The sequence below is a fragment of the Streptomyces sp. NPDC013457 genome (assembly GCF_043089925.1).
GTDB lineage: Bacteria > Actinomycetota > Actinomycetes > Streptomycetales > Streptomycetaceae > Streptomyces.
Genome location: NZ_JBICBL010000001.1, coordinates 267,719 through 290,431 on the forward strand (window position 1 = coordinate 267,719; position 22,713 = coordinate 290,431).

Below are 22,713 nucleotides of genomic sequence, written 5' to 3' on the forward strand. Positions count from 1 at the left end.
GACGCGAGGGCGGACCGCTGCCGGGGCCCGGGGGCGCCCCGTCAGTGGTCGTGGGTACCGTCGGTGGAAGGGCCGGTCCGCGGTTTCTCCTCCGCGGCGGCCGTGTGATGTGCTCCGTGGCCGTCGTGGCCCGGGACCGTGCCGTCCGGTTTGGCCACCAGGAAGAGGCCGGCCATCCCCATGTCGGAGTGGCTCTGGACGTGGCAGTGGTACATCCACGCCCCCGCCCCGACGTGCTCGCCCGCGATGATCTGGAAACCGAAGGAGTCCGCGGGGCCCGTGATCTTGTTGTCGACGACCCGGCTCACGTCGTCGGGGCCGGCCGGCAGACCCGTACGGTTGTCCGCCCAGCGGTGACCGTGCATATGGAACGTGTGGTAGTACTCGCCGTGGGTGATCATGACGATCTCCACCCGTTCACCCACCGTGGCCAGGAAGTTGGGCGGGTCGGCCGCCGGACGGTTGTTGATCGTCATGTCGTTGAAGACGATCGTGAACTGCTTGTCCGGCAGGATGTCGCCCTTGCGGCGCACCACCAGACCTCCGTACAGACCCTTGCGGATGCCTCCGGTCCCGTGGTCCGTGCCCACGACGTGGTCGTGGTAGTGCCAGTACCCCGCACTGCCGGGGCGCCATGTGCCGTCGGAGCGCCGGCCCGGGGCATGGGTGCGCCAGGTGTACGTGCGGGTGGCGCCCGGTTCGACATGGCTGCCGCTCATCCTCGTACCGTCGTTGTCGATGTCGTAGTCCACGCCGTGCGCGTGGAGGCTCACGGGGACGTCCATCAGGTTCTCGAACTCGATGTGAAGGGTGTCGCCCTCGTTGAGTTCGATGAGCGGGCCGGGCACGGTTGCCTTGCCCTTCTCCAGGCCGTACCCCATCCGCCCGTCGGCCAACTTCTCGGCGAACAGCCGGAGATGGCGTACCTGCCCGCCGGCCGGGGCAGTCCTCAGTGTGGCGGCCGTGGCGGCCGTGCCAGGTGCGGCGCTTGAGGCGGAGGCGATAGACAACGATGTCACGCCGGTCGCGGCGACGGCCCCGCCCGCGAGCAGGCGACGGTTGAAGCTGCGTCTGTCCATGTCGAACTCTCCGGTCATCGGTGGAGATTGACGGGGTGAAGGGCCCCTGGGGACGGCCCACACGGTAGCGGGACGACTCTCGTTTATCCACGTCCAGGACAAAGTTCGTCCAGTTGAGGTCATAGCCCTTGGCGAACCAGCCAAAGGGGTCTAGCTTCAACGGCTGTCGTTGTGACCTCAGAGGGATGGGTGACCCATGAAGCGCACACCACATCACCGGTCGAGATCAAGAACAGGGCTTGCAGTGGCGGCACTTGGGGCGGCAGCCCTGACCGCCTCCCTGCTCGGCGGCGACCCCGCCTCGGCCAGACCGTATCCGGATCCACCGTCGACCTCCGCCTCGACAACGTTGTCCCTACCGTCTCCGCCAGGCGGCGCCAACGTCCGCGTCCTCGTCTTCCACGGCTCGGCGACCGCGGAGTCGCCGACGGTCGACGCGGGCATCGCGGCCGTCGAGAGCATCGGGCTGACCGGTCCGGCCGCCGGGCGCTTCCGAACGGAGGCCACCGACGACCCGGGGGTCTTCACGGACGCCAGGCGGCTCGGCCGCTTCAACGCGGTGGTGTTCCTGACCGGGGGCGGCGACGTGCTCGACCCGGAGCAGGAGGCGGGCCTGGAGGCCTACATGGAGGCGGGCGGCGGTTTCGTCGGAGTCCACGAGGCGGCACGCACCGAGCCCTATTCCACCTGGTTCACCGGCCTGGTCGGCGCCCGGCCCACCGGCGCCCCGAGCGGTACCCAGCGTGCGGTGGTGGAGGTCGGCGACCGACAGCATCCGGCCACGAAGTCCCTTCCGCTGGAGTGGAAGCGGCCGGACAGGTGGTTCAACTGGGACCGCAACCCGTCCGGCACCGTGCACACCGTGGCACGGGTCCGGGAGGCCTCGTACCAGCCGGCGGCCAGGCCGAACGGCTGGGACCACCCGGTGTCCTGGTGCCGTGACTACGACGGCGGCCGGTCCTTCTACACCGCCATGGGCGGCACCGTCGACAGCTACGCCGAGACGGACTTCCGGGACCATCTCCGTGGCGCGATCGCCTGGACGTCCCGTATCTCCCAGGCGGACTGCAAGGCGACCATCGACGCCAACTACACCGCCGAGCGGGTCACCCGGCCCAACCAGCCCGGCCAGAACGACCAGATCGGTGAACCGCACGGCCTGGTCGCCGCGCCCGACGGGCGCATCCTCTACATCGGCCGCGGCGGCGCCGACTCGAGCGTTCCGGTGGTCACCGACTGGAACAACCCGGACATCGGCAAGGGCAACGGCGAGATCCACGTCTACGACCCGAGGACGAAGCAGGTCACCAAGGCCGGCGCGCTCACCGTCTTCGGCAACAAGGGCGGCGGCGACGAGCTGGTCAAGAACGAGGAGGGGTTGCTCGGCATCGAGCTCGACCCCGACTTCATGACCAACGGCTGGGTCTATCTGCACTACACCCCGCACTCCCGGATCGACCGGGCCGCGCACATGGGCGAGCGGCGGGTCTCCCGCTTCACCCTCGACCTGGCGACGAACCGGCTCGACCTGGCGAGCGAGAAGGTGCTGCTGAGCTGGCCGGTCCAGATCCACAGCTGCTGTCATGCGGGCGGCGGAATGGCCTGGGACTCCAAGGGCAACCTCTACATCGCCACGGGCGACACGAACTCCAGCGGATCCAGCGGTGGTTATTCGGGCAACAACCCGGCCCCGAACTTCCGGGGCGTCTCCTTCGCGGACGCGCGCCGCACCGCGGGCAACACCAACAACCTCAACGGCAAGATCCTGCGGATCCACCCCGAGGACGACGGCACCTACACCCTCCCCGAAGGGAACCTCTTCACCGGCGAGGAGACCGACGAGGGCGGCGGCAAGACCCGCGGCGAGATCTATGTGATGGGTGTACGCAACCCCGCCCGCATCTCCGTCGACAGGAAGACCGACATCCTCTACGCGGGCTGGGTGGGCCCCGACGCGGGCGCGCCGTCGACGACCTGGGGCCCGGCCAAGTACGACACGTTCGCCGCGATCACCAGGGCGGGGAACCACGGCTGGCCGTACTGCATGGGCAACAAGCAGCCCTACCGGGACCGTGGCCTGACGGATCCGGGCAAGCCGCTCGGCTGGTACGACTGCGACGCGCCGAAGAACGAGTCGCCGAACAACGACGGCCTCGTGAACCTGCCGCCCGTGACGTCGAACACGATCTGGTACTCGCCCCAGGGCGGCGGCGTCGACTACCCGCGCGACGCGAACGGGGTCCCGAGCTACAAGCAGGAGGAGCAGAAGCTGCTCCTCCCCTGGCTCAAGGGCGGCGGGCAGGCGACCATGAACGGCCCGCTGTACCGCTACGACGCGGCGAGCGAGTCGGCCGTCAAGTGGCCGTCGTACTGGGACGGCAAGTGGTTCGTCGGTGACTTCTACGACGGGGAGCAGCCGCGGCACGCCGTGCTGACCGACCCGAGGAGCGTCGGCAAGGGCGGTCTCCCCGTCCACGCCGAGTCCCTGAAGAAGATCATCCCGGTCGGGCCGGGAGGTATCCGCAACCTGATGGACTGGAAGTTCGCCCCCGACGGTTCGCTGTACGTCCTCGACTACGGGCGCGGCTTCTTCACCTCCCACCCCGACTCCGCGCTCTGGCGCGTGACCTACAAGGGCGGCGGGCCCACGCCGGCCGCGGACCGGCTGGCAAGGAGGGCGACGCGGTGACGACGACCATGAGACGCAGAGGCGGACGGCTCTGGGCGGCCCTGCTGGCCGCCGTGGCGATGGTCGTCGGGCTGACCTCGGCATCGGCCTACGGCAGGTCCGACGACGGACGGCGGTCCGCCGCGGCCCAGGTCCTGACCTGGAAGGCGGGCGACCCGATCGACCGCTATCTGGAGTTCCCGACCACGGCGGTGGCCGGTGCGACGACCATCGTCTTCGAGAACAGCGCGGCCACCGGCAACACCACCGGCATGCCGCACACCCTGACGTTCGACGTCTCGGACCCCGAGTACAACAACGACGTGCCGCTCAACATCCTGGCCAACCCGGGCGCCGCGAACGGCGGCCGGCACACCGTCGAGGTGACGCTGACCCCGGGCCGGTACCTCTTCAAGTGCACGATTCCCGGTCACGGTCAGATGCAGGGCATCCTCACGGTCACCGAGGGAGGCGGCGAGGACACCACAGCGCCGGAGACCACCGCGAAGGTCGAGGGTGACCGCAACGCCGACGGCGCCTACATCGGCCAGGCGACGGTTACGCTCGGTGCGACGGACGCCGGTTCGGGCGTCGACAAGGTCGAGTACGCGGTCGGTGCCGACGGCCCCTGGCAGCCGTACACCGTCCCCGTCGTCGTCGACCAGGTCGGCGCGCACACGGTCCGCTACCGGGCGAGCGACAAGGCCGGCAACACGGCCGCCGAGAAGACCGCCGCGTTCACGGTCGTCGCCCCGCCCACCGACGACACGACGGCTCCGGAGACCTCGGCGACCGTGACCGGGGAACAGGACGACCAGGGCCGCTACCTCGACATGGCCACGGTGACGGTCACCGCGTCCGACACCGGCTCGGGCGTCAACACCATCGAGTACGCGGTCGGCGACGGCGCCTGGAAGCCGTACACCGCCCCCGTGATGGTGCACGAGGCGGGCGCCCACACCGTCCGCTACAAGGCGACCGACAAGGCCGGCAACGCGGCGGGCGAGAAGTCCGTCGACTTCACGGTCGTCACACAGCCCGACCCCGACACCACCGCCCCCGTGGCCTCCGCCTCCGTCGCCGGCGTACGGAACTCCGACGGGGCGTACATCACCAGCGCCACGGTCACCCTGTCGGCGACGGACACGGACTCGGGCGTCGACCGGATCGAGTACTCGCTCGACGGCGGCCCGTACCTCGCGTACACCACGCCGGTGATCGTCGACCGCGTCGGCCGCCACACGGTCCTGTACCGGGCGACGGACAGGGCGGGCAACACCTCCGCGGCCGGGAGCACGGCCTTCACCGTCGCCGAGGGCGGCGGGGTGCCCGCGCCGAACTGCCCCGAGTTCGACGAGCGGTCGACCGTCATCGTCGGGACCGTCGACACCGGCGTCCCGAACCGGATGACAAACAGCCGCTGCACCGTCAACGAGCTCATCGAGGACGAGAAGGACTGGGCGTCGCACGCGCTGTTCCTCAAGCACGTCGACACGGTGATCGACCGGCTCCTCGCCGACGGTGTCATCGACACGCGCGAGCACAGGAAGATCTACCGTGCCGCCAAGCAGTCCGGCATCGGCAAGCCGGGACAGACCGAGGGCTACCGCGACCTGTTCGACGGCACCGCGGCGAGCTTCTCGAAGTGGCAGCACGTCGGCGGCGGCCGGTTCGCCCTCGGCGCGGACGGGGCCATGACCAGCAGCACCACCGTGCCGGGCATGGGCATGCTGTGGTTCCCGCAGAGGCAGTACGGCGACTTCTCGCTCAAGCTGCAGTGGCGCGACGACGCCCCCGGCGCCGGGAACGCCAACGGCGGTGTCTTCGTGCGCTTCCCGTACGTCCACGACAACCCCGAGGAGACCCGTCCCGAGTGGGTCGCCATCAAGTACGGCCATGAGATCCAGGTCCTCGACCGGCCCGACGGCGACATGTACAAGACGGGCTCGGTCTACGGCTTCGACCGCGTCGGCCTCGCCGGCGCCGGGGTGACGCCCAAGGGCACCTGGAACGACTACGAGATCCGGGTGGAGGGCCAGCACTACTCGGTCTTCCGCAACGGCAAGCTGATCAACGAGTTCGACAACACCGGCGGCCAGGTCTTCCAGCCCCCGCGCGGCGACGACCCGGGCACGGACGGCAGGCGCTACGCCTCCGGCTACATCGGGCTCCAGGTCCACGGGACGACGGACGTCATCTCGTACCGCAACATCCGGGTGAAGGAGCTGTAGACCGCGGACGGCGAAGGGCCCCTCCCCCGAGTCCGGGGGAGGGGCCCGTGCCGTGCTAGGAGGGCAGGTTCTGCTCCGCCCAGACGACCTTGCCGGTCACGGTGCGGCAGGAGCCCCATCTGCGGCAGAGCATGTTGATCAGCTGGAGCCCGCGGCCGCCCTCGTCGCTGAGGTCCGCGTGCTGGATCTGGGGCAGGTCCGGGCCCGTGTCCGAGACCTCCACGACGAGGCGTTCGCCGCGCAGGAGCCGGAGCCGGCCGGGGCCGTTGCCGTAGCGCAGTGCGTTGCCCACGAGTTCGGAGACGACGAGTTCGCAGGCGTCGGCGAGCTCCGTCAGCTCCCAGGCGGCGAGCTGGTCCGTGACCAGGCCACGGGCGACGGAGGCCGCGCGTCCCTCCCGCGGCAGCTGCCACTCACGCAGGTCGCCCGGGGTGCGGGCGGCGGTCGTCGCGACGAGGTGCACGGCCTCGTCGAACCGGGCGGTGCCGGCGGGAGCACATCCGATGAGTCCGCCCGCTTCGAGAGCCTCGGGCGTCAGGGCACGTGCCGCCGCCCGCAGACGCTCCAGCTGATGGTCCAGGTCCGCGTGCCGGGACTTGACGAAGCCGTCCGTGTACATGACCAGTTGGCCGCCCGCCGGGACCTCGAGGACGGCCGGGTCGTACGGGATCACTCCCGCGCCGAGCGGTGCGCCGATCGGCACGTCCACGAACGCGGCGGAGCCCTGTCCGTCGAGGAGCAGCGGCGGCAGATGCCCGGCGCTGGCGAGGGTGTACGTGGCGTCCGCCGGGTCGAAGACGGCACAGAGGAACGTGGCGACCTGCTCGTCCTCCAGGTCACGCGTGGCGAGGTCGAGCCGGGCCAGGACGCGCTCCGGGGCCATGTCGAGGGTCATCAGCGTCCGGGCGACCGCCCGCAGGCGTCCCATGGTGGCGGCGGCGGGCAGCCCGTGGCCCATGACGTCGCCGACCATGAGGGCCGTACGTCCCCCGGGCAGGGCCATGACGTCGTACCAGTCGCCGCCGACCCCGTGGTGGGCCGTCGAGGGGGCGTACTCGGCGTGGACGCGCAGCCCCGGTGTCACCGGCGTCGCACGCGGCAGCAGCGTGCGCTGCAACGTGACGACGTGCTCGCGCTCGCGCCCGTACAGCCGGGCGTTGTCGATGTAGACGGCGGCCTGGGAGGCCAGCTGTTCCGCGAGCGCGAGGTCCGTGGTGGAGAAAGGCCGCGTTCCGGGGCCTCGTACGAAGTCCGCGCTGCCGAGCAGCAGCCCGCGGGCGATCAGCGGCACCGCGAGGTAGCTGTGCACCCCCGCGGCGCGCATCGATGCCGCGGCGCTCGCCGTCGGCGCGACCTTGGCGAAGTCGGCGTCCCGCATCCGGCTCACCAGCACCGGCCTGCCCTGACGCAGGCAGTACCGGTGAAGAAGCGTCTCGTGGCCTTCCTCGGTCCGGACGAAGGTCTCGCCCACCGGGGTCGGTTCCAGGGAGGAAAGCGACTCCACGGCGGACAGCGCGGTGGCCCGCATGAGGGGGACGCCCGTACCCGTCCAGCGCGAGCCCTCCTCGCCCCGCAGGACACTCTCCAGGATGTCGACGGCGGCCCCGTCGGCGAAGCCGGGCACGGTGAACTCGGCCAGCTCCTGGGCGGTGCGCTCCAGGTCCAGGGTGGTGCCGATCCTGGACCCTGCGGAGTTCAGCCAGGCGAGCCGGCCGCGCGTGGTGAGACGGTCGAGAGGGACCTCGCCCCCGGTCCGGCTGCCGAGCCGCCCGCGCGCGCCGGCCGAACGGTGCACCGTGGTGCCCTGTCCGGCTGAGGCGCGGATGGTGAGGCGCCGCCTCCCGTTGCCACCGTTCACTCTTTCGGCCTCCAGACAGGAACTCGACCGCTGCTGGTGCACATCATGCACCGAGCCGCGCGCCGAGGCCGATCGGGTCGCCCTCGAGGGGAGCACTGCCGCCGCGATACCGGCGTGTCGGCGGTCGACGTTTCGGGGGCGGGGTGTCGGGTCCGGCGTGTCGGCGCGCCATGGTTTCAGCGCGCCGACGTTTCGGGGCCGGGCGGGTGTCAGGCGCCGGTCCGACCGTCGAGGAGTTCGCGCACGATGTCGAGATGGCCGTTGTGGCGGGAGGTCTCCTCGACGAGGTGGAGGATCACCCAGCGGAGGTCGACATGGTCGCCACCGCGGATGGGGCGCTCGGCCTTCGTGTCGAGGTCGTGCTCGGCGACCACGCCGCGGAACCTGGCGCTCTGCTCCTCGTACTCGGTGAGGAGCCGGTCCAGCGGGATGTCCACCGCGACGCGCATCTCGGGATCGGGGTCGTCGTCGGTCGCCTCCGTGAGCGGCCCGGCGAGTTCCCCGCCGAGGAACACCACGTCGAACCAGTAGTGCTCGACCCACCGCAGATGGTTGATCAGCCCGCAGATCGTCATCAGCGGCGAACCGGGGAGGGGGGCCTTGCGGGCGTCCTCCGCCGACACGCCCTCACATTTGGCGCGCGCCGTGTCACGGGCGTAGTCGAGGAAGGTAGCCAGCTGAGTGCGCTCGTCCCAGGCGGGAGGCGTATCGGTTCGTCGAGTCATCGCGGGAAGTGTGCCGCAGGGCAGGGAGGGTGTCGAGAGGATTTCGGTCCGCTCGTGCCCGGACACGGACAGGCGGCCCCCGCCCAGGTCTCCCTGCCGCACAACTCACCGCATCCGTACGGCGCTTCCGGTGCCACGCCGCACGACCTTCGCCGGCTACTCCGGCCGGATCGCCTCGACCGGAAGCTCGAAGACGAGATCGAGACCGTCGTGCTCGTTCCCCCGCTCGCCGACGCGTGTGAAGCCGAAGCCCGCGATGGTGGCCAGGGATGCGCTGTTGTCGGACCGGATGGTGGCCCGCACGGTCCTGACGCCGGGCTCCCCGGCAGCCCTGACGAGCAGCGCCGTCACCATGGCGCGGGCATAGCCCTGGCGGCGGTACTGGGGCGCCACCGTGTAGCCGACCTCGACCACACCGGCCTCGTCCGGCGGCCCGTGGAACCCGGCGTCGCCGACGACGGTGCCGTCCGGCTCGGAGACCGCTGCGCGGGCGATCCAGGGCGCGGCCGAGGGGTCCTTGGCGATCTGTTCGGCGCGGTAGCCGAATATCCAGCGGGCGCGTTCGCCGACGAAGTAGTCGTCGAGAAGGACACCGGCCTCGGCGCTGCCGGCCGCGAGGTCGCCGTCCGCGAGCGCGCGCAGCGCCAGGGCGCTGAGCTCGACGAAGCGGACGCGCTTGGGAAGGGAGAGCGATTCGTTGTTCATCGCGGAGATGCTCACCCGAGCGGCGGTGTCCTGTCCAACGCTTTCGGTTCAGGTGGCGGCCCGTCTGCCTGGACTGCCGGCACTGCCCTTCCCCTATAGGCCCGGGCCCGCCCGGCCCGCCCGGCGCGTTCGGACTGCCTAGAGAGGCGGTTCCGGAAGCTGGTGCCCATGCTGCGACGCGAAGGGGCAGACGCGAACCGCACGACGCCACCTCCTGGCGGACGAACCTGATTATGCGCCAGCCTGGCTCGCTGCTCGGGGCTTGCGAGCGAGGAGGTGGACCTCCTGGAACTGCCGCCGGTCGGTGGGCAGGGGTTCGCGGACCATCCGGGCCGCCTCCGCCAGCCCGGCCTCGCGCAGCAGAGCGGCGAGGTGATCCGGACACCACCGGTAGGCCGGTGCGACCGCGTGGTCGGGGACCTCCGTCGGACGAGACGGATCGTCGCCCGCCCAGAAGCCGATCAGGAGATGTCCCCCGGGTGCCAGCACACGGTGGAACTCACGGAGGATGACGGGGAGTTCCCGCGGCGGGGTGTGGATGATCGACCAGCGCGAGAGCACGCCGCCGAGCACACCGTCGGCGATGTCCAGCGCGGCCATCGAACCCACGTCGAACCGCAGGTCCGGGCAGGCCTGTCGAGCCGACGCGATCATCGCGGGAGAGGCGTCGACGCCGAAGGCGGTCAGGCCCAGCTCGGACAGGTAGGCGGTGACGTGGCCGGGCCCGCACCCCAGGTCCGCGACCTCACGGTCTCCACCCGCCCGTACGGCCTCGGCGAAGGCACCCAGCATCGCGCGGTCGAGGGGAGCGTCGGCCAGCGAGTCGCGGAACAGCCGCGCGTAGGTGGAGGCGGCGGCGTCATAGGCGTCGCGGGTGGCGGTGAGGGAATCGCGGTCGACCATGCTCGCGACAGTACTCCCCCGGCGCCGAGGCGAGCCGGGAGAGTCAGGGTCTTCCGGCCCCGGCCGGCGACCCCCGCCCGGTCGTGCGGCTCCCGCCTCCGTCATCATTGCCGCAGACCAGACCGACCGGGGGCGGATGGTCGTTCCCGCGCTCGGTGCGGAGCGGCCCGTCGTCGGGCAGATCCACGGGGGCGTTGATGCGGGGCGACGGCGAGAAGGTGCTGCTGGATGTGTTGGCCGGTGCGGCCGGCGCGGCAGCCGACCAGGGGATCGTCCATGTGGACGGTGACGGCGGCGAGCGGACCGTCACCCATCGCGCGCTGCTCGCCGACGCGCTGCGCGTCGCGGGCGGGTTCCTCGACGCGGACCTCGCGCCGGGCAGCCCCGTGGTGCTGCCGGCGGACCGGAGCGAGGAGTTCCTGCCGCTCTTCTGGGGAGCCGTCGCCGCCGGACTCGTACCCGTGCCGCTCGCCCCGGACGTACGGCGGGTGCTGCCCGTCTGGGAGTTCCTGGGCCGGCCGCCGGTGGCCGTCGGCGCGTCCACGGCGCCGCTGCTCGACGCCCTGCCCGACTCCGTACGCCCTCTGACGCTTGACCGGCTGCGCGCCCACGCCGCCCCGCGACGGCTGCCGGAGCGCGCGCCGGACGACGTGGCGTTCCTGCAGTTCTCCTCCGGAAGTACGGGCGCGCCCAAGGGGGTCGAACTGACCCACACGGCCGTGCTGGCCAACCTGGCTCAGATCCGTGCCGCCGCCCGCATCACCTCCCTGGACGTGCTGGCCACCTGGATGCCGTACTTCCACGACATGGGCCTCATCGGCACGCACCTGGTCCCGCTGTCGGCCCGGATCAAGCAGGTCCGGCTCGAACCGCTGACGTTCGCCAAGCGGCCCGCGCGGTGGCTGGAGGCGGCGGCGCGGCACGGAGCGACCCTGCTGTCGGCCGCGAACTTCGCGCTGGCGCTCGTCGAACGCCGCGTACCGGAGGACACGCTCGCCCGTCTCGATCTGACGCGGGTACGGATGATCCTCGTCGGCGCGGAACCGATCTCCCCTGCCGTGTGGCGCGCGTTCGTCCGGCGGATGCGGCCCACAGGCCTCGCGGCGGACGCGCCCCAGCCCGTGTACGGCCTCGCCGAGGCGACACTGGCCGTGACGTTCCCGCCGACCGGCGAGGTGGCGCGACCGCTCGTCCTGGACCGGGCCGCGCTCAGCCGCGGGCGGGCGGTCGACTCCTCGCCCGGGCCGGACGCGGTCGAGCTGATGGACGTCGGCTTCCCCGTGCCCGGATGCGCCGTGCGGATCGCCGGCGACGACGGTGAGGCGGTCGAGGACCGTCACGTCGGCCATGTCGAGGTCCGGGGTCCGCAGGTGGCCCGTGGTTACCACCGCGCCCCGGAGGCGACGGCGGGCGCCTTCGCCGACGGCTGGCTGCGCACCGGCGACCTGGGGTTCCTGCGCGAGGGGCGGCTCTGCGTGACGGGGCGGTCCAAGGACGTCGTCTTCGTCGACGGGCGTACGTTCCACGCGGCCGATCTCGAAGAGGTGGCCGCCGGCACACCGGGCCTCGGACGGTGCCCGGTCGCGGTCGTGGGCTCCACCGACCCCGCGGACGGCGGTGAGCGGGTGATCGTCTTCCTCTCCCCCGCGCCGCCTCTCGCCGCCGTGTCCCGGGCGCTGCTGCGGGAGGTCGGCGCGCGTGTGCGCGAGGCGCTGGGACACGACGACGTACGGGTGTTGGCGATGCCCGTACGGGGGATTCCGCGAACGACCAGCGGGAAGGTCCGGCGCGGTGTCCTGCGCGAGCGCTTCGAGGCCGGGGAGTACCCGGAGATCGCGGGCCGGCGGGCCACCGGGGTGACGGGGTCCCTGTCGGCGGTGGTTCGCGGTGACGGCGGTGGTGACGACCGCGGTCACGGTGGTGACGACCACGTGGAGAACGGCGCCGCGCGGGACGGCGTCGTGCCGGCGCCCGCGCCGGCGCCCGCGCCGCGGTCCCGACGGGACGTCGAGTCCGGCGTGCTCCGCGTCTGGGGTCAGGTACTCGGGCTGCCCGTGCGGGAGATCGCGCCGCACGACGACTTCCGTGCGCTCGGCGGCTCGTCGCTCAGGGCGATGGAGGTACTCGCCGCTCTGGAGGACGAGTTCGGCGTGGCTCTGCGTCCGTCCGACCTGCGCGACCACGCCACGGTGGACGCGCTCACCGGGCTGATCCTCGCTTCCGAGCCCGCCGACAGCCGGTGTCCGCACGGGCACCCGGCACCCGGCACCGGGGCGGACGGCTCCCCCCGCTCCCCCGCCCTCCCCCCGGCCCCGACGGCCCCCGCCGCCGGGCCGGTCGTGGCTGTCACAGGCCTGGCCTGCCGGTTCCCCGGTGCCGACACTCCGGAGGCGTTCTGGGAGCGGCTCGTCGAGGGCTACGACGCCGTCACCGCCGTACCGGACGGGCGGTGGCCGGATCCGTCGGACGGCGACGGCCGCCGGGGTGCGTTCCTCGACGAGCCGGCCGGCTTCGACGCGAGGTTCTTCGGCATCGGTGACGACGAGGCCCTGGCGACCGATCCGCAGGCGCGGATCCTTCTGGAACTCGCGCACGAGGCGCTGGAGCGAGCCGGTCACGCGGGTTCACGACGGCACGGCCGCCGGGTGGGCGTGTTCGTCGCGGCCGGGGACACCGCCTACCGGAAGGTGCTCGAACAGGCCTACGGTGAGGCGGAGTTGCCCGCCGGCGCGCTGACCGGGAACCTCCCCAACATGCTCGCCGCCCGCGTCGCGCAGTGTCTCGACCTGACCGGACCCGCGCTCGCCGTCGACACGGCGTGCTCCTCCGCGCTGGTCGCCCTGCACCTGGCGCGCCGCAGCCTGCAGGCCGGGGAGTGCGATGTCGCTGTCGTCGGGGGCGTCCACCTCAACATGACGCCGACCGGATACTCCCTCCTCGAAAAGGCGCAGGCGCTGTCCCCGACCGGCCGCTGTCACGCGTTCGGCGCGGCAGCCGACGGCTTCGTCCCCGGAGAGGGCGGCGCGGCGCTCGTCCTGACCCGGCTCGACGAGGCGGAGCGCGCCGGTGACCCGGTCCTCGCGGTGCTGCGCGGCACCGCCGTGAACAACGACGGCCGCTCCCTGAGTCTGATGGCCCCCAATCCCCTGACGCAGCGTGAGGTCATCACACAGGCGTACCGCGACGCGGGTGTCGACCCCGAGAGCGTGTCGTACGTGGAGGCGCACGGTACGGGAACGCCGATCGGCGATCCGGTGGAGGTGCGCTCGCTCGCGCACGCGTTTCCGCCGCGCGCCGACGGGCGTCCCCGGCAGCTCGGCTCCGTCAAGACCAATGTCGGACATCTGCTCAACGCCGCCGGTATGCCGAGCCTGGTGAAGGTGGTCCTCGCTCTCGGTCATCGGCGTCTGGCGCCGTCGCCGCTCCAGGGTCCCCCCGCGCCCGCGCTCGACCTGGCGGGTGCCGGTTTCGCCCTGGTGGAGGAGGTACGGGACTGGGACGAGCCGGGCCCGCTCGTGGCGGGGGTCAACGCGTTCGGCTTCGGCGGCACCAACGCCCATGCCGTACTGGAGGAGGCGCCCGTCAGGCCCGAGGAGAAGCGGTCGCCGTCGCGGGCTCCTCGGCTGCTCACCCTCTCGGCGCACGGCCCCGAAGCGCTGCGCACCGCAGCTTCCGCACTCGCGACCCATCTGCGGAACCACCCCGGTCTCGACGAGGGCGATGTCTGCGCCGCCGTCGCCGCCGCTCGTGACGAAGGGCCCGACCGGCTCGCCGTCGTCGCCGACGGAGATCTCGCCGCCCGCCTCGAATCCCTCGGTGACAGCCTGGGTGACGACCTGCGTGACGGTCCGGCCGGCGGCGTGCGTTCCCGGGCGCGCCTCGTCCTCCTCCTTCCCGGCCAGGGCGTACGGCCGCACGGCCAGGCCCGCGCCCTGTACGCGGACGCGCCCGCCTTCCGGGAGGCGCTCGACGAGGCGTCCGACCACGTGGGCCTGATCGGTGGGCGCACGCTCGCCGCCTGGTGCCTCGACTCCGATGTGTCCGCCGAGGCGATCTCCGGCACGGACATCGCCCAGCCGCTCCTCGTCGCCTACGGCGTCGCCCTCGCCCGCCAGGTGCGGGCGTGGGGGATCACTCCGGACGCCGTCGCGGGGCACAGCGTCGGCGAGATCGCCGCCGCATGCGTCGCCGGGACCCTCTCGCTCGCCGACGCCGTACGGTTCGCCGCAGAACGCGGGCGTCTGATGGCGGAGTTGTGCGCCCCCGGCGCCATGGCGGCGGTACGCGGTGACGAGGCGGCGGTCGCCGCCCTGGTGGCCGGCTCGCGCGGCGCGCTGAGCGTGGCGGCGGTCAACGGTCCCGACCAGGTCGTCCTGGCGGGCACCGGGGCCGCCGTGGAGCGCGCGGTCGCCGCGCTGTCCGCCCGCGGAGTCGCGGCACGCAGGCTCGCGGTGTCCCGGGCCTTCCACTCCGGCCTGATGGATCCGGCGCTCGCCCCGCTCGCCGAAGCCGCCGGAGCCCTCACGCTCCGGCCGTCGGTGACACCGCTGATGAGTACGGTCACCGCAGGGTGGCAGCCGGTCCTCGATCCGGCTCATCTGCGTGACCATGCCCGGCAGCCGGTCCGGTTCGGCGCGGCCGTGGAGCGCCTTCTCGACGACGGGTACGACACCTTCGTCGAACTCGGCGCCGCCTCCCTGCGCGGTTCCGTCCGTGCCGTCGCGGCGGCGCACCCGCGCGGAGCGGGGGCGCTCGCGCTCGCCGCCGGGAACGACGACGGCGCGCGGGGGCTGCTCGCGACGGTGGGCCGGCTCTGGCAGCGGGGCGTGCCTCTGGACCGTACGGCCATGGACGCCGGCCGGGCCAGGACCGCCGTGCCGACGTACCCCTTCCAGCGGCGCCGCTACTGGCCGACCGCCGCTCCCCCGCCCCGACCGCTGCTCCACCGGTTCGTCTGGGAGGACGCCCCGCTGACCGTCGGGTCCGTACCGCGCGTGGTCCTGCTGGCCGGCCCGGACTCGCCGCTCGCCCGCGCGTTCGCGGGCCGGCTCACCGGGCGGGGGGTCACGGTTCTGCGGGCCGGGGACGCGCCCGCCGGCGGCGCGCCGGCTCCTGCGGCGGCCGTACTGATCGCGGGTCCGGCCGTGGATCCGGACTCCGCCACCGCGCTCGACGCGGCGCACCGCACCATGGTGGCCGGGCTCCAGGAGGTGCTGCCCCACCTCGCGCACCACCGCCCGCGGGTGCTCGTCGTCACGGAGGACGTCCATGTCACCGAGGCCGGGCCGGAACGCCCTCGCCCCGCTCAGGCGGTTCTGACCGGGCTGACCTTGGCACTGGCCGAGGAGTTGCCGGGCGTCGCGGCCCGGAGCGTCGACCTGTCCTCCCTGGACACGGTCGACGACCGTCTCGACGCGCTCGACCTCGAACTCGCCGCCCGTCCAGGGCCGTCGGGCGAAGGTGTCGGCCAGGCGGCCGTCGCGTGGCGTGCGGGGCGGCGCCTCGGCCGGACCACCGAGCCGGTCGCCACCGGCGCCGCATCGCGGTCGCGGGATCGCGGCGGCCCGGGCGCACCGCAGTCGGCGCAGCCGGCGGCGCTGCCGACGGACGGCGTGTACCTGATCACCGGGGGCGCGGGTGGGGTCGGGCGCGCGCTCGCCCGCGATCTCGCGGCACGCGGGCGCCCGACCCTGGTCCTGACCGGCCGCTCGGCGGTGCCGCCGACCGGGCTGCTCGCAGAACTCCGGTCGCTCGGCGCCACCGTGGAGTACTGCGCCACAGACGTCTCCCGCGAGGCCGACGTCGACACCCTGCTGGCCGGTCTGCCGCGCCTGGACGTGCTGGTGCACGCGGCGGGGGTGGTCCGGCCCGGCAGCCTGCGGGCGAAGACGCCCGACGAGGTGGCCGAGGTCCTGGCCGCCAAGACGCGCGGCACGGCACTGCTCGCCCACGGCCTCCGCGCGTACGGCCTCCGCCCGGCCCTGTGCGTCGCCTTCTCCTCGGTCGCCTCCGTGCTTCCGGGCCTGGCGGGGGCGATCGGCGACTACGCCGCCGCCAACGCCTACCTCGACGCCTTCGCCTCCGCCGAGCGCGCGGCCGGCCGGCCGTGGCAGGCGGTCAACTTCGCGGCGCTCGCTGGGGAAGGCCTGGCAGCCGCCGCGGGGCCGGCTACCCGTGCGGGTGGTGTCGGGCGCGGGCCCGCGCCGCTGGAGACGGGCGCGGCGCTGGAGGCCTTTCGGCGGGCTTGTGGCACGGACGCGGCCCAGTTGCTCGTGGCCGACCTCGATGCGGCCCCCTCCCTCCGTACCCCGGCCGACGCCCACCGTTTCGTACCGGTACCCGCGCCGCCCCGGAACCCGCGGGCGCTCGCAGCCACGACCGCCCACGCCGCACGCACCGGGTCGGACCGCACCGGTCTGTCGGACGTCCTGCGGCAGTTGCTGTCCGAGGCGCTGCTCGTGTCCCCGGACGACCTCGGCGACGACGTACCACTGCTCGGCCTGGGTCTGGACTCCCTCATGGCCGTCGACCTCGTCAAGCGGCTGGAGAAGGAGCTCGACCGCCCCCTGCCCATCACCCTCTTCTTCGAGCATCGCACGCTGGGTGAACTCGCCCGCCGGCTCGGCTCGGAGGAGCCTTCCGCTGTGCCGGGGTCCCCGGCATCGCAGGCGGAGGAGGTGGTGGCGGCGGTCGACAGCCGCTCCTTCCCTCTGACGCCGGTCCAGCTCGCCTTCCACACCCAGAGCCGGCTGTACCCGGACGTCGCCGCCTACGGGTACGTGACGCAGGAGGTCCGCGGCCCCCTCGACCCGGACCTTCTCGGCGTGGCGCTCGGTCGGCTCGCGGACCGCCACCGGATGCTCCGCATACGGATCCACCCCGGACAGCAGCCGGCGCCCACGTCCACGCCCACGCAGGAAGCCGTGGAGTCCGACGGCGGCGAGCGGGCACCGAACTGGTACGAGGTCCGTGACCTGCCCGGCATCCACTCCGTCGAGGAGGAGCTGCGGCAGCTCGAAGAGGCCCTGTGCAACCGCCCGTTCGACCTCGCCGTCGAGGCTCCCGTACGCGCGGTGCTCGCCCGGACCGCGAACGCCCACGCCGACCGGGACAGCGCCCGTCTCGTACTCGTCGTGCATCACGCCGCCGCCGACGGGTTCAGCCTGAACGTGCTCGGCGAGGAACTCTGGACGCTCTACACCGCCCTGGCACGAGGGCGCTCCCCGGAACTCCCCGCACCCACGACCGACTTCGCCGCGTATGCCGCGCGCGAACAGGCGGAACGGTCCGAGTCCGCCCTCGCCGAGGACCGGGCGTACTGGCGCGAGGTACTCGCCCGCCGAGGTGAACCGCTCGCGCTCCCGTACGACGGAGATCCGCTCGCCCTCCCCGAACCCCCGCTCCTCGCCCACCAGGTGGCCCCCGGCCACGATCTGACGGCTGCACTGCGCACGTCGGCAGCCGCGCACGACGTGTCCCTGTTCCACCTTCTTCTTGCGGCCTACGCACGCTGTCTGTCCCGCTGGGGCGGCGGACGGCAGGACGTGTCCGTCAACGTCGCGCGAGCACGCCGCGACACCAGGCTGAACGGGATCGACCGGCTGGTCGGACCGCTCGCCGACACCCTGCCGATCCCCGTCCACGTCGGACCGCACGACTCGGTGCACACACTCGCGGCACGGCTGCGCGACGCGTGGCCCGAGGCGGAGCGGCACGGCCGGCTCACGAGCCTGGACCTCGCCCGGCTGCTGCCCGCGGACGGGGCGGGACCGCGGACGGCGGGGCACGCGTCGTTCAGCTTCGCGCGGTTCCCGGTCTCCCTGGACCCCGACTGCCCGGTCGAGGTCCGCCCGACCGCAGCCGGAACGGCCTCCGCCGCCACCCGGCTCAGCCTGCTGTGCTGGGAGTCCGACGGGGCGCTCTCCTTCTCGTGGAACTTCCCCGCCCGGCTCTTCGACCGGGCCACGGTCGCCCGGCTGGCCGACGAGCACCTGGCCGAACTCGTGGCGGCGACCGCCGACGCCGGCATCGCCGTCGCCGTACCCGCCCGCGCCGCGCGGATTCCTCTGGCCCCGCCCCTGTCCGTCCCTGCTCTCGAAGCGTCGGACATCGTCGCCCGCCTGCTCGCGCAGTTCGGCGCGACGCCGGACCTGGTGGCCGTCGACACGGGCGAGGGGCCCGTCCTCACGTACGCCGAACTGGACCGGGCGTCCGGTGCGCTCGCCGACCGCCTGCGGGCCGACGGCGTCGCACCCGGTGACCTGGTGGGCCTGCTGACCGAGCAGGGCGCGGACGCCGTGGCGGGTGTGGTCGGCATCCTGCGGGCCGGCGCGGGCTGGGTTCCGCTCGACGCCGCCCATCCCCGAGCGCGACTGGCGGACCAGCTGCAGCGGTCCCGTACCCGCACGCTGGTCTGTCATGCGGCGACGCGTACGACGGCGTCGGAGCTCGCCTCGGACGCCGGTGTCACCCTCGTCGCGGCCGACGCCCCCTCCCCCTCCCCTGCCCCCTCCCCCGAGTCCGAGCCCGAGCCCGAGCAGGGACGTGACGGGTCCGACGGTCCCGAACGCACGGGTGTTCCTGACCCCGGTCCGGACTCCGTGGCGTACGTGATCTTCACCTCCGGCTCGACGGGCCGCCCCAAGGCGGTCCCGATCACGCGTCGTTCGATGACCCATTACCTCGACTGGGCGCTCTCCGCCTTCGGGTACGGCGAGGGTGACCGGCTCGCCCAGACGGCGTCGCTCTGCTTCGACGCGTCCGTACGCCAGCTCCTCGCGCCGCTGCTGGTCGGGGCCACGGTGGTCCCCCTCCCCCGCCAACTCCTACGGGACCCCGACACGCTGCTCGACCGGGTCGAGCAGGCGCGGATCTCGGTGTGGAGTTCGGTTCCGAGCCTCTGGTCGCGGCTCCTCGAAGCCGCCGAGGCACGCGTCCGGGGCGGCGCGCCGGTCCCGGACCTCTCGGCGCTGCGCTGGATCCACGTGGGCGGTGAGGCGCTTCCGCCCGCCCATGTGCGCCGCTGGTACGACCTGTTCGGGCCGGGGACGCGGGTGGCCAACCTGTACGGGCCGACCGAGGCCACGATCAACGCCACGTTCCACATCATCGACGCGCGCCCCGCCGACGACGTGCGGGCGCTGCCCATCGGCACGCCCCTCACCGGCACGGAGGTCGACGTGGTGGCGGCCGACGGCAGGCGCTGCGCGCCGGGTGAGCCCGGTGAGCTGCTCATCGGGGGCGTGGGGCTCACACCCGGCTACCTGCACCAACCGGAGCTGACCGCCGCCGCGTTCACCGAGCGCGACGGACGCCGCTGGTACCGCAGCGGCGACCGGGTCCGGCAGGACGAGAACGGCGTCCTGGAATTCCTCGGGCGCCTCGACGACCAGGTGAAGATCCGCGGGCACCGGGTGGAGCTGGGCGAGATCGAGTCGGTGCTGCTGACGCATCCCGCGGTGGCGCGCGCCGCGGTGGTCCACAGGGACGAGCGGTTGAGCGCGTTCGTCGAGTGCAGGCCGGGCGTCGCGGCACCGGACTCCACGGCGCTCCGTGCGCATCTGGCGCTGACGCTGCCGCCGTACATGCTTCCGGCCCGCATCCACCTGGTCGACGACCTCCCCCTGACGGGGACCGGGAAGATCGACCGCGGCCGGCTGACGGCACCGGCTTCTTCGGAGACGCCCGCGCCGCCGCCCGCCGGCACCACGGCGCCCGTCCACGCCACGACGCCCGCCGACACGACGGCGCCCGTCGCCACCACGGCCGGGCGGACGCCTCCCGCGACGCCGACCGAGGTCGTGCTGGCCCGTGTCTGGTCCGAGTTCCTCGACGGTGACGAACTCCGGCGCGAGGACGACTTCTTCGCGCTGGGCGGCGACTCCCTGCTGGTGCTTCAGGTGTTTGCGCGGCTGCGGGAGGAGATCCCGGTCCTGCCCAGGCCTACGGCCGTGTACACCCATCGCACACTGGCAGCGCTCGCCGCGGCCATCGACCGCGCGGCCGTGGATCACGACGCCACCCGACCGGCCGGGGCCGCCACAGACGCCGCCGACGGTCCTTCACCCTTCCCCCTCGCCCCCTCCCAGCGCGGGTTCCTCCTCGCGGAGGCCATGGCGCCCGGCTCGCACACGGCGTGGCTCGCCTGTCTGCGGGTCGACGGCCCCCTGCGGCCCGAGCTGTTCCAGCAGGCCGTCGACGCCGCAGTCGCACGCCACCCGATGCTGCGGACCGTCTTCCCCGCCGGCGCGCGCCCACCGGTCCAGCAGGAACTTCCGCCCACTCTGCGACTCCCCGTCGAGTTCGAGACACTCGCCGATCCCGGCCTCCTCGACTCACGGCTCGCCGAGGAGCGTGAACGCCGCCTCGAGTCCTGGGCGTGGCCGCTGCTGCGACTGCGGCTGCTCACCCTCGGGTCCGACGAGCACGCGCTCGTCGTCCACGCCCACCACCTGATCGGCGACGGCTACAGCGTGGCGCTGCTCGGGCGGGAGCTGCTCGCCGTCTACGACCGGCTCGTGCGGGGCGAGTCCGCCGAACTCCCTCCGCTGCAGGGCACTTTCCGCGACCACGTGGCCCTGCGGGAGCGCATGGCATCGTCCGGAGCCACCTCCAGGGCCCGGGTCGACGCGCCGTACCGCCGACCGGCTCTCGGGGTGCGCGGCTCCGGTGCGCCCGGCCAGGGCCGTGCTGTCCACCCGTACCACTCGACGGGTTTCACACTGGACGCGGAGCAGGTCGCGGGCCTGCGCCGGATCGCCACCACGGCGAGTACGACGCTCTTCGCCCCGCTCCTCACCGCGTACTACCGGACGCTGGCCGCCGTGACGGGGCAGGAGGATCTGATCCTCGGCCTCGCGGTCTCCGGGCGCGACGACGCTCAGCCGGACGCCCACCGGGTCTTCGGCCCGTACGCCGCCGCCGTGCCGATACGGCCGGGTGATCCGTCTGCCGAGCGGACGGGCCGTACGTTCGACGAGGACCTGCGCGCGGTCGTGGCCGAGGCCGAGGCGGCCCGTACGCACGGAGACCATGCGCCGCCGCAGGGCGGGGGGCTGCCGCCCGCGGGCCAGTTCTTCTTCACGTTCCTGGACTTCTCGGCGCTCGGCCCGATGCGCGGGGACACGCTGAGCATGAGGTGGGACGACGGCGACGCGGTCCTCGCGCCGCCTCCTGTGGGAACGGACACGTTCCTGGCGGTGCGGCCGGTCGGCGAAGGGGAGCTGAGGGTGACGCTGCGCGCGTCCACGGCCGCCTTCCCAGGCGAGTCGGCCTTCGTCGCGTTCACCGACGCGCTACGGAGCGAGTTGGCCGGGGCGGCGCGCGCCGGGGCACACCCGCGCGTGACGGCGGCCCCGCACGGGCCGAAGCCTGTGGTGAGCGTCCTGGACTCCGCGCTTGTCGGTTACCTCCCGCCGCCCGCTCAGCTCTTGGCACTCGCGTCGCACGGACCGCAGGGCTCGACCAGCCCCCCAGGAGGTCCGGCGACCGAGGCGGACTCGCGTGCACTCCTGCGTCGGATGCTGTTCCCGGACGGACGCCCGCGACTCGTGGAGGAGATCGACACGCCGCTCGGCCGTTCCGGGTTCGTCTGCCTTCCGCTGTTCGCCGACGAGTTGGCGTCGACGTCCGACCTCGCGGCGCGCACGGCCCGAGCCGTCGAGTACGCGTCGTCCCTGGGCGCGCGCTGCGTCTCTCTGGCCGGCATGATCCCGTCGCTCACCGCGTACGGCTTCGAGGTCCTGCGCGAGACGGACACCCGGACGGCCCGGACGGCGGCCGTCACGACGGGGCACGCGGCGACCGCGGTGTCCGTGGTGAAGACCGTGCACGCCGCGCTCGCGCGGACCGGCCGTGAACTCGCCGATCTCGTCGTCGCCGTGGCCGGCCTGGGCTCCATCGGCGGCTCGTCCCTGGAACTGCTCCTGACCCTCGCGCCCGAGCCGCCCGCCCGGCTGCTCCTGTGCGACGTCGAGGGCAGCGCGCCACGCCTGCGGAGGCTGGCGGAGGACCTGATGGCCCGCGGTCTGGCGCGCGACGTCGCCGTCCACGAGGCGAATCCGGCCCTCCCCGCGGCGGTGTACGAGGCCGACCTCCTGGTCACCGCCGTGAGCGGGGGCGGCTCGGTGCTCGACGTGTCGAGGCTCCGGCCCGGTGCGATCGTCGTCGACGACTCCTTCCCGCACTGCTTCGACACCACGACGGCCCTCGCCCGGATGCGGGAGCGGCGCGACGTCCTGATCGTGGGCGGCGGCCTGCTGTCCGTCGGCTCGGTCGAACGCCGTACGGCTCCGGGGCTCCCCCCGGCGGCAGCGGAGGGGTACGCGGCGCGGACGTGGCTTCCGGACACGATCGCCTCGTGCCGACTGGAGTCACTGCTCCACGCGGCCGACCCCGAAATCCCCCTGGTCCACGGCCTGGTGGACACCCGGCTGGCGCTGGCGTACTGGCGGGGAATGGCCAAGGCGGGTGTCGAAGCGGGTCCGCTGCACCTGCTCGGCCACGAGGTGGCCACGGAGGACGGTGGCCTGGACGGCTTCTAGAA

Annotated in this window: 8 protein-coding genes; 3 read left to right on the plus strand and 5 right to left on the minus strand. The window is 73.2% G+C overall.

Annotated features, from left to right (window positions below; all coding sequences use genetic code 11):
- Positions 1-41: 41 nt before the first annotated feature.
- The gene (locus ACF1G2_RS01245) at positions 42-1,079 is read right to left on the minus strand and encodes a multicopper oxidase domain-containing protein (RefSeq protein ID WP_391797010.1); all 1,038 of its coding nucleotides are present in this window, start codon (positions 1,077-1,079) and stop codon (positions 42-44) included.
- 196 nt (positions 1,080-1,275) lie between these two features.
- On the opposite strand from ACF1G2_RS01245, the gene ACF1G2_RS01250 reads away from it, so the two are divergent.
- Together ACF1G2_RS01250 and ACF1G2_RS01255 are read left to right on the plus strand one after the other, a co-directional pair.
- Positions 1,276-3,768, plus strand: a complete 2,493-nt coding sequence (locus ACF1G2_RS01250) for a ThuA domain-containing protein (RefSeq protein WP_391796215.1) — start codon at positions 1,276-1,278, stop codon at positions 3,766-3,768.
- Positions 3,769-3,776: 8 nt separating this feature from the next.
- The gene (locus ACF1G2_RS01255) at positions 3,777-5,978 is read left to right on the plus strand and encodes an OmpL47-type beta-barrel domain-containing protein (protein ID WP_391797011.1); all 2,202 of its coding nucleotides are present in this window, start codon (positions 3,777-3,779) and stop codon (positions 5,976-5,978) included.
- Between the two features lie 55 nt (positions 5,979-6,033).
- Here the strand turns inward: ACF1G2_RS01255 and ACF1G2_RS01260 are convergent, their stop codons facing one another.
- From ACF1G2_RS01260 to ACF1G2_RS01275, 4 genes are all read right to left on the minus strand, one after another.
- Complete coding sequence (locus tag ACF1G2_RS01260) at positions 6,034-7,836, minus strand: SpoIIE family protein phosphatase (protein ID WP_391796216.1); 1,803 nt, start codon at positions 7,834-7,836, stop codon at positions 6,034-6,036.
- A gap of 209 nt (positions 7,837-8,045) precedes the next feature.
- Positions 8,046-8,561: a DinB family protein gene (locus tag ACF1G2_RS01265; RefSeq protein ID WP_391796217.1), complete on the minus strand. Its 516-nt coding sequence runs from the start codon at positions 8,559-8,561 to the stop codon at positions 8,046-8,048.
- Between the two features lie 156 nt (positions 8,562-8,717).
- Positions 8,718-9,266, minus strand: a complete 549-nt coding sequence (locus ACF1G2_RS01270; protein WP_391796218.1) for a GNAT family N-acetyltransferase — start codon at positions 9,264-9,266, stop codon at positions 8,718-8,720.
- 231 nt (positions 9,267-9,497) lie between these two features.
- Complete coding sequence (locus ACF1G2_RS01275; protein ID WP_391796219.1) at positions 9,498-10,169, minus strand: class I SAM-dependent methyltransferase; 672 nt, start codon at positions 10,167-10,169, stop codon at positions 9,498-9,500.
- A gap of 197 nt (positions 10,170-10,366) precedes the next feature.
- Between ACF1G2_RS01275 and ACF1G2_RS01280 the strand changes: the two genes are divergently transcribed.
- Complete coding sequence (locus tag ACF1G2_RS01280) at positions 10,367-22,711, plus strand: amino acid adenylation domain-containing protein (protein ID WP_391796220.1); 12,345 nt, start codon at positions 10,367-10,369, stop codon at positions 22,709-22,711.
- The last annotated feature ends 2 nt before the right edge of the window (positions 22,712-22,713 follow it).